The sequence below is a fragment of the Burkholderia sp. Ac-20353 genome, assembly GCF_017104785.1.
Lineage (GTDB): Bacteria > Pseudomonadota > Gammaproteobacteria > Burkholderiales > Burkholderiaceae > Burkholderia.
This window is the reverse complement of the sequence record NZ_JAAGPL010000059.1, coordinates 1-15527: the sequence shown is the minus strand read 5'-3', so window position 1 is coordinate 15527 and position 15527 is coordinate 1. Positions and strand designations below refer to the sequence as shown.

Here is a 15527-nt window from a genome sequence, read left to right as displayed (position 1 = left end):
GACACGCAATATCCCGTTCCGCCACCCTGCACGAGAGACCATGAACAACAACAACCGCTTCTCCGAATTCGCTCCCGCGATCCGCACGCTCGACATCGACCACATCGCGCATCCGGCCGACATTCCGGCGACGTTCCTGCTGGGCCAGGATGCCGCATTGAGCAGCCACTACATTCCGTTCGATTGCGTGAACCCGTCGGCCCGGCTCGTTCTGGTCGGCATCACGCCCGGATTCACGCAGTGGAAGAACGCCATGCGGGAAGCCAAACGCCAGTTGCTGGCCGGCGCCGCGCTCGATGCCGCACATCAGGCCGCAAAGCAGACTGGCGCCTTCAGTGGCGCGATGCGACCGAACCTGATTGCATTGCTCGACCATATCGGTTTGAACCGCTGGCTCGGTCTGTCGAGTTGCGATGCGCTGTTCGGTCCGGCGAGCCATCTCGTGCAAACGACCTCCGTGCTGCGCCATCCCGTATTCGTCGACGGCAAGAACTACAACGGCACGCCGAACATGATCCGGACGCCGTTCCTGCTGCAGCAAATCGAAACCCATTTCGCTTTGGAAGCGCGTGCGCTCGATGACGCGGTTTTCGTGCCACTCGGTCCGAAAGTGACCGAAGCGCTCGACTGGCTGGCGCAACGCGGCGCGATTCGCGCTGACCGGATTCTTCATGGCTTGCCGCATCCGTCCGGCGCGAACGCCGAGCGCATTGCCTACTTCCTGGGCCGGAAGGCGCGCGGCGCGCTGTCCGCCAAGACCGACGCGGACCGGCTTGACGCGCTCAATCGCGATCTCCAGGCGCGCGTGCTCGCACTTCGATAACTTCGGCATCCATCGCAATGACCGCTCGCCAGGGGGCGTACACCGCATTGCAGTGTCCCCTTGGCGTTCCTGACGATGGAACAACGGTACGCATGCCGCGCGCCGCCTGCACGCGCGACGCGTACAACGCTCGTTGAGATACGCATCATGTTGGGTGAAATGAAACAGCTGCCACGGAAATGGTTTGGAAAGACCAGACATCGTCGCGCTTCAATCTTTCTCGGCGGGCCATGCGGAATGGCGGAAACCAGATCAAATAGTGTTTATTTTCATGAGGTTAGATGAGTCTCCCGGGCCCATGAGTCGGCACTGGCACGCCCTGTGCATATGTAGCTGCGAGCGCAACGAAACGTGCTCTTTTCCAGACTGCAGCAAACTCAAGGAGATTTATCATGTCCGCACTGATGATCAACGACCTGTCCCGCGCCCAGGAACTCAGCCGCAAGGAAATGGCTTCCGTCAGCGGTGGTAGCGTGTTCGGCAACTTCGGTATCAACAATATCTCTACCGGCAGCGGCTTCTCGTTCGCCAGCCCCAACACCATCACGGCCCCGGTGACCCAGGTCGATGCATCGACCCACCTGGATCTCACCAACGTGACCAATTCGATCAACAACCTCGGCGGCCAGGTCATCGCGAAGCTGGGCCTGTAAGTTTCACGATGCCGCCTCGCAGTGGCAGCCGTGTTCGATCGCGTTGTACCGAAGTTCGCCAGACCGCCGCGGGTTTCGTGCTCGCGGCGTGAAAGCCCGCCAGGCGTGTTCCGTTGGCGGGCTTTCTTGCATGTACAAAAATCGAAGCCGGCATGAACACGAAGACTGACGGGTAACCGTCAGCAGCGCAGCCCGCCCCGATCAGCGGCGGGCCAGATCCCGGAGCACGTTCAGCTCCTCTGCCCCTACATCCAGATTTGCACCACCTCGTCGAGGTCGATGCGTCTCAGCGCCGGCCATAGCGCTGCGTCACGCGCGTCGCCGCGTGGTTGGCCGTCGCCGCGGCGTACTCAAGCGTGCCGCCGCTCTGCAAGTGCGCAGCGATTCCACGTACGCATGCAGAACCACCCCGAGCGGGCGATGACACCGTATCGCGTGCGCATTGCCGCCTTTTTTCGCGCAAACGCACCCACGGCCGCGCTGCTGCACATGGATGTCCTCGCCCCGCATCGCGAGCGCCGCACTCCATCTCATGTTGGGTGAATGGAAACAGTTGCCACGGAAATGGTTTGGGAGGACCAGACATCGTCGCGCTTCAAGCTTGCTCGGCGGGCCATGCGGAATGGCGGCAATCAGATTGAATTGTGTTTGTTTTCATGAGGTTAGATGAGCACCCCGGGCCCATGAGTCGGCACTGGCACACCCTGTGCGTATATAGCTGCGAGCGCAACGAAACGTGCTCTTTTCCAGACTGCAGCTAACTCAAGGAGATTTACCATGTCCGCACTGATGATCAACGACCTGTCCCGCGCCCAGGAACTCAGCCGCAAGGAAATGGCTTCCGTCAGCGGTGGTAGCGTGTTCGGCAACTTCGGTATCAACAACATCTCGACCGGCAGCGGCTTCTCGTTCGCCAGCCCCAACACCATCACGGCCCCGGTGACCCAGGTCGATGCATCGACCCACGTGGATCTCACCACCGTGACCAACTCGGTCAGCAACCTTGGCGGCCAGGTCATCGCGAAGCTGGGCCTGTAAGTTTCACGATGCCGCCTCGCAGTGGCAGCCGTGTTCGAACGCGTTGCACCGAAGTGCTCCAGACCGCCGCGGGTTTCGTGCTCGCGGCGCTAAAGCCCGCCAGGCGTGTTCCGTTGGCGGGCTTCCTTGCCGGTATAAACACGAAGCCGGCATGCGGGGTCGCGCCACCCGATATCCAGCCCCTCACGCGTGTAACTCTGTGCCAGAACGGTTCTATTGCGCTCGTAACTTTGTGCAACCCAGTCGCAGTACAGCGCGGCCAGCACGTTCGCCCGATCGGGATGACGCGCGACCTCGACGGCCATGGCTCCCGCGTGAAGGCCGGAGGCGATCGCAAAACGCAAGCCGTCTCCTGTCGCCGGGTCGAGACAGCCGGCCGCATCGCCGCACACGATATAGCCCGGCCCCGCCGCCTGACGCAGACGCTGCCAGCGCCTGCACTCGCGCCACACCGGCCCGATGGGCATTGCGTCCACGGGCCACGCGATATCGCCATCGCGCAGCATCGATAGCGACGTCCAGATTTGGAGCGTGGACGTTGCTCGCAACCACAGCCAGCCACTCCGCGCGATTTGCCAGGTTGTGCCGATGCGCGCCTGGTCCGCACGCGCGTAGCCGCGGCGAAGCCAGAACCGTGATGAGTCGATCGTCACATCGAGCCGAAGCGCGCGACGCAGCCATCCGTTGAGGCCTGTCGCGTCGATCACGACGCTTGCGCCGACATCGCCGTCGCCGTGCGTGATGCCGGCGACCGTTCCGTGTTCGACACGCGGAATCAATCCGCCAGCGGGCACCCGCGAATAGCGCACGCCGGCAGCCAATGCTTCCGCACGCAAGCCGTCGTCGAACCGGCTGCGTATGACCGCACGTCCCCGCTGCGCATCTGCATGGCCGTCGAGCCAGGTATCCGGTTGCCGGGCGAGACTCGGCGACAGTCGATCGAGCAGCTTCAGCGCGGCGCCTGACACGCATTCCGGCGCGGTGTGTGAACGCCCGCGACCGAGCATCCACACATCGCCTCCCGCCCTCGCCGCAGCGATTGCTGCAGCACATCCGGCAGGCCCATCGCCGACGACGAGCACGTCAAACGCGCGCATCGCGGTCACTCAGTACAGCCCGAGCGCGTCAGGCCCCGGTGCACTGCGCGACACGTGCCCGACCACCCGGGCGTCGGTCGCATCGCAACGGATCGCCTGCCCATAGCGCACGCGCAACCGTCCCGGCGTGTGCTGCTCCGGCGCGCACGCATCATCGGCAGGAACGACAAAAAGGAAGCGATAGCACCGCGCAACGCCGGGAGCATCCGCATCGCCGGCTTCGCGGAGCGCCCGTGCGGATACCAGCCACAGTTTCGTATGCGAAGGCGTCTGCCCGTTGTCGCATGCAGCGACGGCATGGCGCAATGCACTGATCCGCCGAATCAGCTCGGCAGAATCGACATGCTCGAATGCACCGTACAGCATCTCGCCATGCAGCGCGTTTGCGACGTAGTCCGCGCGTTCGATGTCCGCGTAATCCACGCTGCCGTCGGGCGTCAGGTACGGGCCGTATTCGCCATCCCAGCCGCGCCGCGTATTCGACTCGTCCCCACGCGTGACCAGCGGATGACACGGATGCAAACCGAGTTCATGGTCGAGCATCGGGATGGCGGTCGGCGCGTCGACCCGATTGAAGGTTCTCGACGCATCCGGACTCACGGCAGGCCAGAAGCTGTTTGAAGCGGCACATAGCTTGATGTCTTCGGCAAACGGGCTGCCCAGCCCGAAGGTTGCGAGAAAGATGCCCCGCCGGCTGCCGGCATAGGTGACGTCCCAGCCGGGCGCAAAGACACCCGAAGACGCGTCCGACAGGAACGAAGTCATGCGCGGCGCGTGCACGTCCCTGCCCCGCCGCTTCGCGCGTGCCGCGAGGCTGAACGCGACAGCGACCGTCGTGTCGTTCGGCGAAAACGCCTGCGTGTTCCTGAACGGATCGACATGACCGGGATTGGCCGCGAGACGCTCGGCGCTGAGCGATATCGGCGAGCCGCTTCTGAACTGCGACTTCGGATCGATCTGCCGGTCCGTAAACCAGCGCTGCAGCTCCGCCTGATCGGCGTACGGATAAAAATCCGGTGCAGCGACGACCGAGTAGGCTGGCAACACAGCGTGTTCCGCCAGCTCGTGGACGTTGATCGTCAGGACTCCTTCCGTGCAATGATCCAGAAACAGCTGCGCGCGATAGCCGCCCTTGCTGACTTCCCCGAGAAAGTCCTGCCGGTTGACGGGAACGGCGCGCATGTCCGTGTAGGTGCCGTTCTCATGCGCCTTGTGGCGGATATTGATGAACTCCGGCGCGTTGCGAGGTTCGGGAAATCGAAGCCATCCGGGGGCGAAATGCGGAAAATATTGCTGCCGCACCTCGTCGAGGGCGGCCAGCACCAGTTTCCACAGGTTCGTGATGATTCTCATCGTCGTGAAGCGCCGGTTGGCGAGCGGCACCAGTCGCCATCGAGCCGGCACGCCAAAGCCGCGCACCCCGAAGTTGACGGCGGTCACGGGCTCGATCAGCGGCCGCGCGGCCGGTATCAACAGCACGGCCGCGCCCGAGCGCTTCAATGCGACGGCCGGTGCGCCAGGACCGTCAGGCGTTGCCGCGCCGGGGTCCTGGCAGCAGACGGCATACGGCACACCGTGCAGATCGCCCGATGGCGACGGCCGTACGCCCCAGCGCGCCTCGGCGGCCCGCTTCAGCTTCTCGCCGACATGGCGGTGGCCATAGGTCAACGTCAACCGGAGTCCGGGCACGCATTCATCGGGAAACAGCTTGCGCACGGGTTCGATAAAGGTTCGCTGCTCGTCGCCCGATTGCTTGCCTTCGATCAGCGCGAGCGTGTCGGGACCGGCGACCCGGCGGACCAGGAACGCGCCATAGCGTGCCGGCATCGCGCGCACATGCTCGATCCCGTCCGGAACGTGCGGCACGTAGCTGCGGATCTGCTCGTCATAGCATGCGTCGGTGTCGCCATTGCGTGCAATGCCGAGTCGCGAGAACACGCGGTCCGCATGCTGCTGATGTCCGGTGCGGCGCGCCGGACGGTACTGATAAGCAAGCACCGCGATGTCCAGCGTCTGCCAGTCGGGCGGCAACGGCGCGAGCGAATCGATGTAGTTCTCCAGCAGATCGATCGCTTCGAGACGCACGCCGCCATCCGGCGACGGGCACTCGGACAGCGCAAGCATGTGGTAGATCAGACTGCGCGCAGGGTCGCCGGGCTCGATCGCCCGCTCGGTGGCCGGGCAGAGATCGTGAATGCGGGGATCGTCCCAATCGATCGGCAGTGGCCGACGCAGTCGCTTCGCGGTCTCTTCGGGCGTGCGTGAATCGGACAGATCGAGACCGTGACGTTTGAATGCTTCTCGCCACGGCACCGACAGTTCAAGCAGCAGCGCGTGAACCTCATCGACTAGCATCAACGACCTCCGGTTGGTGGTGCGTTCGAAGCGGGTGGCACGATGCGCTTCGCGTCCCGCAAGCGTGGCATAGTCATCCAGCTGCAACAGGTCGCGTTTTCAGCGATTGTTTCAAACACCAATCACATTCAGGTTCTCAGTCGCCGATATCAGTGACTAATATAGGTGATTGCAGCAGCAATGAAATGAAGGATTGTGTTTGAAACATTGAATTCTCGAGGCGCGTGGCCGGATGCATTGAAGGCGCGGTGACTCGATCAACACGTGTCGGCGGCCCACATCATGTTGAAGCGCAGAACCTTCCTGTTGGGCAGTGCGGGCGCGACGGGGATGCTCGTGATCGGCTGGGCATGGTGGCGCCCCGACGACCGGCTGGATACACCCGAGCAACTGGAGACGTCGCGCGTTGATGTGCCGCTGAACGGCTGGGTGATGATCAATTCGGACAACGACGTGACGATCGTCATGAGCAAATCCGAAATGGGCCAGGGCGTACACACTGGCGCGGCCATGCTGCTGGCGGAAGAGCTCGATGCAGACTGGTCGCGGGTCCGCGTCGTCATGTCGCCGCTCGACACGATTTACAAGGACCGTGAAAACCTCGCCGACGGCCTTCCGTTTCGCGCCGACGATCACAGCCTGCTCGCCCGCAGCATGGCGGCGTTGGCGCGCCGCGGCGCACGCTATGCGGGTTCGATGGTGACGGGTGGATCGACGAGCATGATCGATCTGTGGGGTCCCATGCGCGAGGCGGGCGCCACGGCCCGCGTGATGCTGTGCACCGCTGCCGCGAAGCTTTGGGGCGTGCCCGTCGCGGAATGCGAAACGAAAGCCGGCATGGTGCGGCATCGATCGGGACGCTCGGCGACGTATGGCGAACTCGTCCAGCTCGCGCAGCACGTGCCGCGCCCGACGCAGGTCGATCTCAAGGACCCGAAGGCGTACACACTCGTCGGGAAACGGCTGGGTCGCATCGAGGTGCACTCGAAGCTCGACGGCAGCGCGCGTTTCGGTATCGATGCGCTTCCGGACAAGCTCCTGTATGCGAGCATCACGATGTGTCCGACACTCGGCGGAAAGGCGCTGGATTTCGACAAGTCCAAAGTCCTCAGCCTGAACGGCGTGACCGGCATTTTCAGAGTCGAGCCATACAACGGCGGAACGGGCGGCATTGCCGTCATTGCGGACAATCCGTTCATCGCGATGCGAACGTTGTGCCAGTTGTCGGTCACATGGGACCCTGGGCCGGCTGCCGGCGTGAATACCGCGGATGTCCGCACCGCGTTGACGCGCGCCCTCGACGGCGACGCGGGCCGCCACGTCTTCTACACCGTTGGCGACGCGGACGCCGTGCTGAGCCACACGACGCCGTTCGTCGCGCAGTACGACGTGCCCTATCTGGCTCACGGCGCACTCGAACCGATGAATTGCACGGTGCAGGTTGACGACGACTCGGCAACGATCTGGGTCGGCACGCAGGTTCCCATGCTGGCACGCAACGCAGTTGCGACGCTGCTGGGCCTGGACGAAGACAAGGTCGTCGTGAATCAGCAATTGATCGGCGGGGCCTTCGGCCGGCGGCTGGAGGTCGACTTCATCACGCAGGCCGCCGCCATCGCGCGACAGGCGAAGGGGCGGCCCGTGCAGACGATCTGGTCGCGCCCGCAGGACATGACGCACGACTTCTACCGCCCGGCCTGCGTGGCGAGATACAGTGGCGCGATCGATGCGAGCGGCAGGCTGGTCGCATGGAAAGGCATGTCCGCAAGCCAGTCGATCAGCGCGCAAGCGATGCCCCGCACCTTCGGCACGCCGAGCATCGCCGCGAAGCTGTTGCCCGACGCCACCACGGCGGAAGGCGCGTTCGACCAGCCCTATGAATGCGCGAACATCCTCGTCCAGCACAATACGGTGGCGCTGCCGGTTCCCGTTGGCTTCTGGCGCTCCGTCGGGCACTCGCATCAGGCGTTCTTCGTCGAGAGCTTTATCGACGAGATGGCTGCGCTGGCACGGAAAGACCCGATCGAGTTTCGCCTCGACATGCTGAAGCAGCCGGCGCACCAGCGCCATGCGACAGTGTTGCGGGCGCTCGTCGAGTTGTCCGGCTGGCGTTCGCCGTTTGCATCGCGTGACAACACCGGCGCGCGGCGCGCGCGTGGCATGGCAATGCACGAATCGTTCGGCAGCGTGGTCGCGCAGGTTGCCGAAGTCCGGCAGGAAGGCGACGGCTTCCGCGTGACGCGCGTGTACTGCGTGATCGATTGCGGGCTGGCCGTGAATCCGAACCTCGTCGAGCAGCAGATGGAAAGCGGGATCGTCTTCGGGTTGTCGGCCGCGCTGGAGCAGGCGATCACGATCGAGAAAGGACAAGTCGTGCAGCATTATTTCGACGCCTACCCGCTGGTCAACATGGAAACGTGTCCCGAGATCGTCACGCAAGTGATCGCAGGCGGGACCGAACCGCAGGGCGTCGGCGAAGCGGGCACGCCGCCGATTGCACCGGCTGTGGCGAATGCGCTGTTTGCCCTCACGGGGGCGCGCCATCGCTCACTGCCGCTCGTCATGCCGCGCCCGCCGCAGCCAGGAGACGACCGATGGTGTCAGTCCGTATCAACGGGGAAACCGCTCACGTCAATGCCGAGCCCGACATACCGCTGCTCTGGGTGATTCGCTGCGAACGGAAGCTGACCGGCACGAAGTTCGGCTGCGGCGTCGGGATCTGCGGCGCATGCACGGTGCTGCTGAACGATCAGGCCGTGCCTGCGTGTCAGGTCCCGGTCGGCACGCTGAACGGCGCGCGCATCACGACCATCGAAGGCCTGGACAGCCATGAAGCGCGCGCACTGAAGGACGCATGGATCGCGTTCGACGTCGTGCAATGCGGCTATTGCCAAAGCGCACAGCTCGTCGCGGCCACTGCGCTGCTCATGCGATGCCCGCGCCCCGACGATCGCCAGATCAACGATGCGATGAAGGACATCGCATGCCGGTGCGGCACGTTTCCGCGCATCCGCAAGGCCATTCACCAGGCGGCGGACGCGCTAGGGTCTGTTTAAAGACACCATAGGCCGCTGACAGAGCAACGAACCCGGTCGATCAGTTGCCGCCGGCATGCGTCGTGATCTGGACGAAATCGGCGGCAATGCGCGCCGAGCCGTATTTGGCCTCGAACTGTTTCAACTGACGATCGATTGCAGCGAGATACGCCGCGCGCGGCTCGGATGGCGGGCGTATTCCGTCGAACAGCGGCGCCGGCGTGACGAGCAGCACGATCATCTCGGTGCCGAACGGCTTGCCGATCACCCAGTCGCCCATGCCGCCAATCGTCGCGGAATAATTCGGCGGAGCCTGGTTGTCGCGTTCGTGGTTGCTTGGCACGAGATGCACGACGCTCCCGTTCAGCACGTAATAGTCGACGTTCACGTACGAGTCGTACCCGGGTGTCGTAATGTCGATGATCAGCGGGTTGCCTTCTGCGAGACGCGCATCAGGCGGCCGCGTGCGGATCGACGCGGTGTGTGGCGATGCGCGATTCGATCGCCAGTACGGCGCGAGCGCGCTCACGACCTCGCAGTTGTGGGTATCGACCGGATGCACATCGAGATTCGCGGTCTGTCCGCCCGGTATCCCGCTGAGCGCAGTTCGCAACCGCGCGATACCGACACCGGCTTCCACAAAACCCCGCACTTGCAGCACGTGATCCTGCACCGACGCATCCAGCGCCGAACAAGGCAGGCGGGCCAGCGCAGCCATCACGGACGCCAGCGCAATGGCCGGTGCCGGTGGCGGCGCGCTGGCAGCGGCGGGTACGGGGTTCGCAGCGGCAGCGACAGCGGCAACTGGTGCGCTGCCGGCCGTGGCGCCTGTCTTCGCGGCATTCCCTTCGCTAGCCGGCGTGTGCGCGAGCGTGTTCGCTGCGGGGCGCGTTTCGCCGCTGCGCGACAGCGCCTGGTAGCCGTACCAGAGCACGGCGATCGCGGCCAGTGCGCACGCTCCCACGGCCACCCCTGCTCGCGCACCCGATGTCGACGCAGCGCGCTTGACCACGCCCATGCCCGCCAGGAACAGGTTGACGCTCGGCGTGCGCGTCGCGCGGTCGAACGACAACGCGGCGCTCAAGGTGCGCCATTGCGTGCGATCGAGACCAGGCGGGCGCGCCGGCCGCAAGTGGTCGTGACGTGCCTGGGTGGCCGACAGCCGGTCGAACGGATGGTGTCCGGTCAGCAATTCGTAAGTGACGCAGGCGAGCGCGTACACGTCGTCGCGCGGATCCGGTTCGAGATGCTCGAACATCTCCGGGCTCGCGTAGGCCGGCGTGATCCCGCCAAGGCTCGCCGGGTCGAACACGGTCACGTCGGGATCCTCGTCGCGCCGCTGGAATGCGCGTGCAATCCCGAAGTCGATCACCTTCACTTCGCCCCTGTCGGTGAGGAACACATTGGCGGGCTTGAAATCGCAGTGGACGAAGCCGCGCTCATGCGCGTACGCGAGCGCGTGGCCCATGCCGGCGATGATCGGCGATGCGGCATCGAACGGCATGCCCGTAAAACCTGGCGCTCGCAGCACCTTGCTGAGCGGCTTGCCCGACAGATACTCCATCGTGAGGTAGACGAGCGGGCCGTCCCGATCGAAGTCGTAGACGGTGACGATGTTGCGATGGGCGAGCGTCTGCGCCTTGCGCGCTTCACGCTGTAGCGCGATCAGCGACGTCGGCTGCCCGCGAAACTGCACGTTGAGCACCTTGATCGCAATGTGCGGCTTGCGATCCGACGCCTCCAGCTTGCGCAGGTCGAGCGCCTTGTATACGGTGCCCATCCCGCCGACACCCAGGCACTCTTCCAGCACGAAGCGTCCGTTCAGCGTATCGCCGATGCCTTTCACGCGCTCGCCGTCGTCGAACATGGCGCCGCTCGACGGGCCGGACGGGGTGCCTGGATGAGCATCCGCCTGAAGCGCGCCCTCCTGGAGCCGGGTTGCGTCGCCAGCGGATGCCGTCTTGTCGTGACATCGCTCGATGCGCCTCAGCACTTCCGCATAGATCTCGTCCGACAGCGGCTGCGTGGTTTGCGTCTCGTCGAGCACTTCGCGCAGCCGCGCACAATTGACCTGAGCGGTCGCCAACACCCGGTCGATTTCCGAGAAGAACGCGTCCTGCGACAGCGCGCCACTCTGGAACGTCTGAATCAGCTGCGCAAAGCTCATCATTCGTATGCCGTTTACTCAGCTTCAGCTTGCCGACCCGCTTCGGCGCGTCACGGCGCCACCCACGCGAGGACTGTCGATTGCCGTACCAATGCAGTGCAACGCATCAGTGAGGGTCCGGACGTCATCGATTTCTCCAGCGCGTCATCGTCAGACGAATTCGACCGTGCGCCGCACCGGCCACCGCACTTCTGACAGGATGTCTAACAAATCATACTAGTCTGCTGCAACGCGCTGCGCAATCAGTGCCGGAACTAGATTTATCCAGCACGCGCGGCCGTTCAGCGATACCTATACTGGACAGATTCCCGGTACGCCGGTGCATCGCATGATGCCGCGCGGCGCCCCTCTACCATCCGGTTTCGCGGAGCAAACCATGGGCATACTCGTCATCCACGACCTTCCCGAAAGCGTCGACCTCGACAGGCAGGCGATGGCCGCCATCACGGGTGGCGCGATGGTCCGCGCGCATCAGACGATGCTCGCGCCGCAGCCTTTCCCTTATCTGCACACTGACGCACACGGCGCTGCGCTGACGCGCACACCGGTGGCCGACGCAGCGGCATCCCCGGCGCGTCCGACGCTGTTGCGTTGACGAACACCTCGGCCCGGCGCGCATCGTCAGGCCGCCCGTGCCGTCATCGCGGGCCGCCGGTCGGCCGGCGGGAACACGCACCATGAGCCGTCGTCGTGACGAAAGAAGAAGATCGCGATCGTGCCGGCCGGATGCGCGGCCTCGATGCAGACATAGCGGCGCCGTTGTACCGCCATGCGGCTGAAACGCACGACGCGCGCCGGCACGCGCGCGCTCGGCGCGAGCCACTTGTCGACCAGCATGCGCAGCGATGATCCGGTACCGTTCATTTGAGAGCCCCCTGTGGCAACGTCAAGCGCGTCGGGACGCCGCTAATTCAGCCGCTTTAAAGGTCGCCTATGCGGTCGCGATTCCAGCCGCGGCGCACCGTCCGCCCGACAGCCGCGTCGCCATCACCGCGCGACAAGCGGACAGCGCGAACCGGATGGCGAACCGAAGTGCCGTGCGCGGATGCATGACGCACGTGCGAACCTGCTCGCTGTGGCCCGTGCCTTCCACGCACCACGTGCAGAAGTGCTCGCAGTTGTTCGTCAGCAGGCGGTAACGGTTTTCGCCAAGGCGGGAGCGCGCGCGCAGCACCGCGGTGCGCCCCGCATACGCTGCGTACGGATGCGGCACGATGCGGACTGAGTGACCGGCGGCGAAGCGTTCGAGCGTGACCTCCTCGATCGGGCCGCGATGCAGCGACGCGCAGAGCCCCGCGTAGTGGACGACACGCCCGTCGCCGACATAGATGCCGTGATGGCTGTAGCCGTTGCGATCGGAAACCAGGTGCGCGCCGAGCGGCAGTGCGTCGTCGCAGACGGGCAGCGAAGCCGCATCCGCGATCGCCTCCGCAGCGCCAGCGGCCGCGCGGGTCACTGCGCTGTTCACTGCTTGAAGGTCGAGTTCCATGGCTGGCTCCGTCTGCGGATTGGCGGCCGCCCGTGTTGCAAATGGGTTAGCCGGTTGCCAACGAACCTGCATCAAGCGTGCCAATAGCCGGGGAGCCCGCCGCGCAACGCGTTGCGGGAAATGTGCGACGAGCGACGCACCGCGCTGTCGTCGCACGGCCAACCATTTGCCGGGAATTGTGTTGGTGCGACAGCACCAGCTGGCGCGTCGGAGCGGCGTCTGCGCGTGCCGGCGCATGTGTCGGTTTCGCGACGGCGTTCGCGCGCGCGACTGTTGGCTTGCGCACGACCATTGCAGGACGCGGGCACGACGCACTAGCATGCAAGCAACGCGTGTCGATCGCGCTGTGCGTTGCCGCATACGGCGCTCACGGAATCGACGCACGCGCCCGGGCAACGCGTGCGGGTTGCGTCACGCATGGCACGAGGTTTGCGTTTATCGGGTTACCCGATCCGTCGGCAAGCCCCCATACGGAGACTCATCATGACCACGCTCTCGATAACCGACCTTCACATGCAGCGCGACCTCGACCACAAGACGATGTCGTTCATCCGCGGCGCAGGCGCGCCGTGGGTATTCGGCTGGATCCAGCCGTACGCGCCGCCGGCTCCGGCGTTCGGGCCTGTGGTCAATCTCTATCAGACGTACAACACGTTCTACGCGAACCAGGTTCTCAACCAGATCCAGAACGTCGACGTCACGAACACGGCGGCCGGCTCGAACATCGCGGTCGGGGTTGGCGCAGACGGCAGGAACCGGCTCGTCTAGACGGAAAGGAATGGCGCGCCGTGAGCGCAGAACTGCAATGGACTTCGGCTTCGCGCACTGACGTGGGGCTGGTTCGCGAGATCAACGAAGACGACTGCGTCGCGTTGCCGCAACGCGGCCTGTGGGCCGTGGCGGACGGCATGGGCGGTCATTCGGCCGGCGACCTCGCGAGCCGGATGATCGTGCAAGCGCTGGAACGGCTGCCCGCCCCGGCCACGCTCGCGGCCTTTATCGAGGACGCGCGCGCCGCGCTCGATGTCACCAACGCCCACTTGCGCGAATCGGCCGCTCGCCGCGGCGTACGCCTGATCGGCAGCACGGTGGCGGTGCTGCTGGCGAGCGGCCGCCAATGCGGCTGGCTCTGGGCCGGAGACAGCCGGATCTACCTGTACCGCGACGCGCACCTGACGCAGCTCACGCTCGATCACAGTCACGTCGCGGAACTGCAGGCGCAGGGCCGCCTGACTGCGCAGCAGGCGCGCCATCACCCGGCCCAGCACATCATCACGCGCGCGGTCGGCGCCGCCGAGCGGCTGCAGCTCGACGAACGCCGCATCGACGTGTGCGATGGCGACATGTTCCTGCTGTGCAGCGACGGCCTGAGCAACGAGATCGACGACGCCGACATCGCGACCGCCCTCGCGGGCGGCGATTGCGCGCGCGCAACGGACGCGCTCGTCGACCTCGCATTGCGCGAGGGCGGGCGGGACAACGTCACCGCCATCGTGATCCGCGCCGACGATCCCGATGCGTCGGACCGTACGCTCGCCAATCCGGCGGTGCAACGCTGATCGATCGAGCGCGCGCAAGGTCACGCGCGAGCGCACGCGTGTTGTGCTCACGCCTCCTTGTCGGGCGTCGTGCCATCCGGATGACGGAACGCTTTCGAACGGATGCCGTGCTTCTTGAGCAGCATCTGCAGATGCGACCGGTTCATCTCGCAACGGCGCGCCAGTTCGGCCACGGTGCCGCCCGTCTCCTGCAGCCCGCGTTCGAGAAACGCGCGCTCTGCCTCGTCGCTTGCGGCGCGTTTCGCGTCGCTGAGCGACATCGGCCTGGCCGGCGCACCGTCATCCGCCGCGCGCACGACGGTCCCCGCCGCTTTCGGACGGATATCCTCGGGCAGATGCTCGATATCCGCGATCTCGCCGGCCAGGCACGACAGACGGTAGATCAGGTTGCGCAGTTCGCGGATGTTGCCCGGATACGCGTAGGTCAGCAGGAAGTCGCGCAGCTTCGGCGTCGTCTTGATGGGCCTGCGCTTCAGTGCCCCGGCTGCCTCATCGCCGAAGTACGCGAGCAGCAGCGGAATTTCGTCGCGACGCTCGCGCAGCGCCGGCAACGTCAGATGAATGACGCTCAGGCGGTAGAACAGATCCTCGCGAAACAGCCCCTGTTCGCTCAATTTCCGCAGATTCTTGTTGGTGGCCGCGACGATGCGCGTATCGACCGCAATCGGCTCGTCCGAGCCGACCCGCTGGATCTCGTGCGATTCCAGTACGCGCAGCAGCTTGACCTGGCCCGGCAGCGGCAACTCGCCGATTTCGTCGAGGAAAATCGTGCCGGTGTGCGCGCTCTCGAACTTGCCCTTGCGATCGTTCGACGCGCCGGTGAACGCACCGCGCCGATGCCCGAACAGCTCCGATTCGAGCAGGTTGTCGGGAATCGCGCCGCAGTTCACCGAGATGTACGGCCGGTCAGCCCGTGCCCCGTTCGCGTGGATCACTTTCGCCATCAGTTCCTTGCCGGTCCCGCTCTCGCCGTCGATCAGCACAGGCAGATCGGTCGGTGCGGCCTTCTCGGCAATTTCGAGCGCGGCGAGCAGCTTCGGATTGTCGCCGAAGATCCCTTCGAAGATGAAGCTGCGCTCGATCAGCGCCTGCCGGCGCTGACGCACCGCGGGCGGGGCCGCGGCCGCTTCCTGCGCGTCGGCCGCGTCGGGTGACTGCGGCGCAGCCACGGCCGCTTCGACGAAGCGCTCCTTGCGCGACATCTGCATGACTTCGTCGCGCAACACGTTCGCCTGGTTGAGCAGCTTCTCGATGTCCGCGCGCTCGAGCTTGGGCGCCCAGCGCAGCATCGAGCGCAGGATTTTTTTTTTC

Annotated in this window: 14 protein-coding genes; 8 read left to right on the top strand and 6 right to left on the bottom strand. The window is 65.1% G+C overall.

Going from position 1 to position 15527, the window contains the following annotated elements:
- Positions 1 to 40 precede the first annotated feature (40 nt).
- The 3 genes from G3N94_RS18495 (at position 41) to G3N94_RS18485 (ending at position 2514) form a co-directional block, all read left to right on the top strand.
- Positions 41 to 823, top strand: coding sequence for a hypothetical protein (locus G3N94_RS18495; RefSeq protein WP_205794062.1), 783 nt, complete (start codon positions 41 to 43; stop codon positions 821 to 823).
- 392 nt (positions 824 to 1215) lie between these two features.
- Positions 1216 to 1476 (top strand): hypothetical protein, encoded by a 261-nt coding sequence (locus G3N94_RS18490; protein WP_205794061.1) that lies wholly within the window; start codon positions 1216 to 1218, stop codon positions 1474 to 1476.
- Between the two features lie 777 nt (positions 1477 to 2253).
- Complete coding sequence (locus tag G3N94_RS18485; RefSeq protein ID WP_205794060.1) at positions 2254 to 2514, top strand: hypothetical protein; 261 nt, start codon at positions 2254 to 2256, stop codon at positions 2512 to 2514.
- A gap of 89 nt (positions 2515 to 2603) precedes the next feature.
- On the opposite strand, the gene G3N94_RS18480 is transcribed toward G3N94_RS18485, so the two are convergent.
- Complete coding sequence (locus G3N94_RS18480; protein ID WP_205794059.1) at positions 2604 to 3611, bottom strand: FAD-binding protein; 1008 nt, start codon at positions 3609 to 3611, stop codon at positions 2604 to 2606.
- Positions 3612 to 3620: 9 nt separating this feature from the next.
- Positions 3621 to 5966, bottom strand: coding sequence for a hypothetical protein (locus G3N94_RS18475; protein WP_205794058.1), 2346 nt, complete (start codon positions 5964 to 5966; stop codon positions 3621 to 3623).
- 282 nt (positions 5967 to 6248) lie between these two features.
- Here G3N94_RS18475 and G3N94_RS18470 point away from each other — a divergent pair, with 282 nt between their 5' ends.
- Entirely contained in the window at positions 6249 to 8633 is a 2385-nt protein-coding gene (locus G3N94_RS18470) for a xanthine dehydrogenase family protein molybdopterin-binding subunit (protein ID WP_205794057.1), read from the top strand.
- Complete coding sequence (locus G3N94_RS18465) at positions 8561 to 9022, top strand: (2Fe-2S)-binding protein (RefSeq protein WP_205794056.1); 462 nt, start codon at positions 8561 to 8563, stop codon at positions 9020 to 9022. The genes G3N94_RS18470 and G3N94_RS18465 overlap by 73 nt, the downstream gene beginning before the upstream one ends.
- Positions 9023 to 9062: 40 nt before the next feature.
- Here G3N94_RS18465 and G3N94_RS18460 read toward each other — a convergent pair whose 3' ends face one another.
- Entirely contained in the window at positions 9063 to 11171 is a 2109-nt protein-coding gene (locus G3N94_RS18460; RefSeq protein ID WP_205794055.1) for a serine/threonine protein kinase, read from the bottom strand.
- A gap of 373 nt (positions 11172 to 11544) precedes the next feature.
- Here G3N94_RS18460 and G3N94_RS18455 point away from each other — a divergent pair, with 373 nt between their 5' ends.
- A complete protein-coding gene (locus tag G3N94_RS18455) occupies positions 11545 to 11763 on the top strand; it encodes a hypothetical protein (RefSeq protein ID WP_205794054.1) in 219 nt (72 codons plus the stop codon).
- A 26-nt stretch (positions 11764 to 11789) separates the two neighbouring features.
- Here the strand turns inward: G3N94_RS18455 and G3N94_RS18450 are convergent, their stop codons facing one another.
- A complete protein-coding gene (locus G3N94_RS18450) occupies positions 11790 to 12032 on the bottom strand; it encodes a hypothetical protein (RefSeq protein ID WP_205794053.1) in 243 nt (80 codons plus the stop codon).
- Between the two features lie 67 nt (positions 12033 to 12099).
- A complete protein-coding gene (locus G3N94_RS18445) occupies positions 12100 to 12657 on the bottom strand; it encodes a lecithin retinol acyltransferase family protein (RefSeq protein WP_205794052.1) in 558 nt (185 codons plus the stop codon).
- A 483-nt stretch (positions 12658 to 13140) separates the two neighbouring features.
- Here G3N94_RS18445 and G3N94_RS18440 point away from each other — a divergent pair, with 483 nt between their 5' ends.
- A complete protein-coding gene (locus G3N94_RS18440; RefSeq protein WP_205794051.1) occupies positions 13141 to 13425 on the top strand; it encodes a hypothetical protein in 285 nt (94 codons plus the stop codon).
- 20 nt (positions 13426 to 13445) lie between these two features.
- The gene (locus tag G3N94_RS18435) at positions 13446 to 14216 is read left to right on the top strand and encodes a protein phosphatase 2C domain-containing protein (RefSeq protein WP_205794050.1); all 771 of its coding nucleotides are present in this window, start codon (positions 13446 to 13448) and stop codon (positions 14214 to 14216) included.
- A 47-nt stretch (positions 14217 to 14263) separates the two neighbouring features.
- Here the strand turns inward: G3N94_RS18435 and G3N94_RS18430 are convergent.
- On the bottom strand, positions 14264 to 15527 hold a 1264-nt coding region (locus tag G3N94_RS18430), incomplete at its 5' end, for a sigma 54-interacting transcriptional regulator (RefSeq protein WP_205794049.1).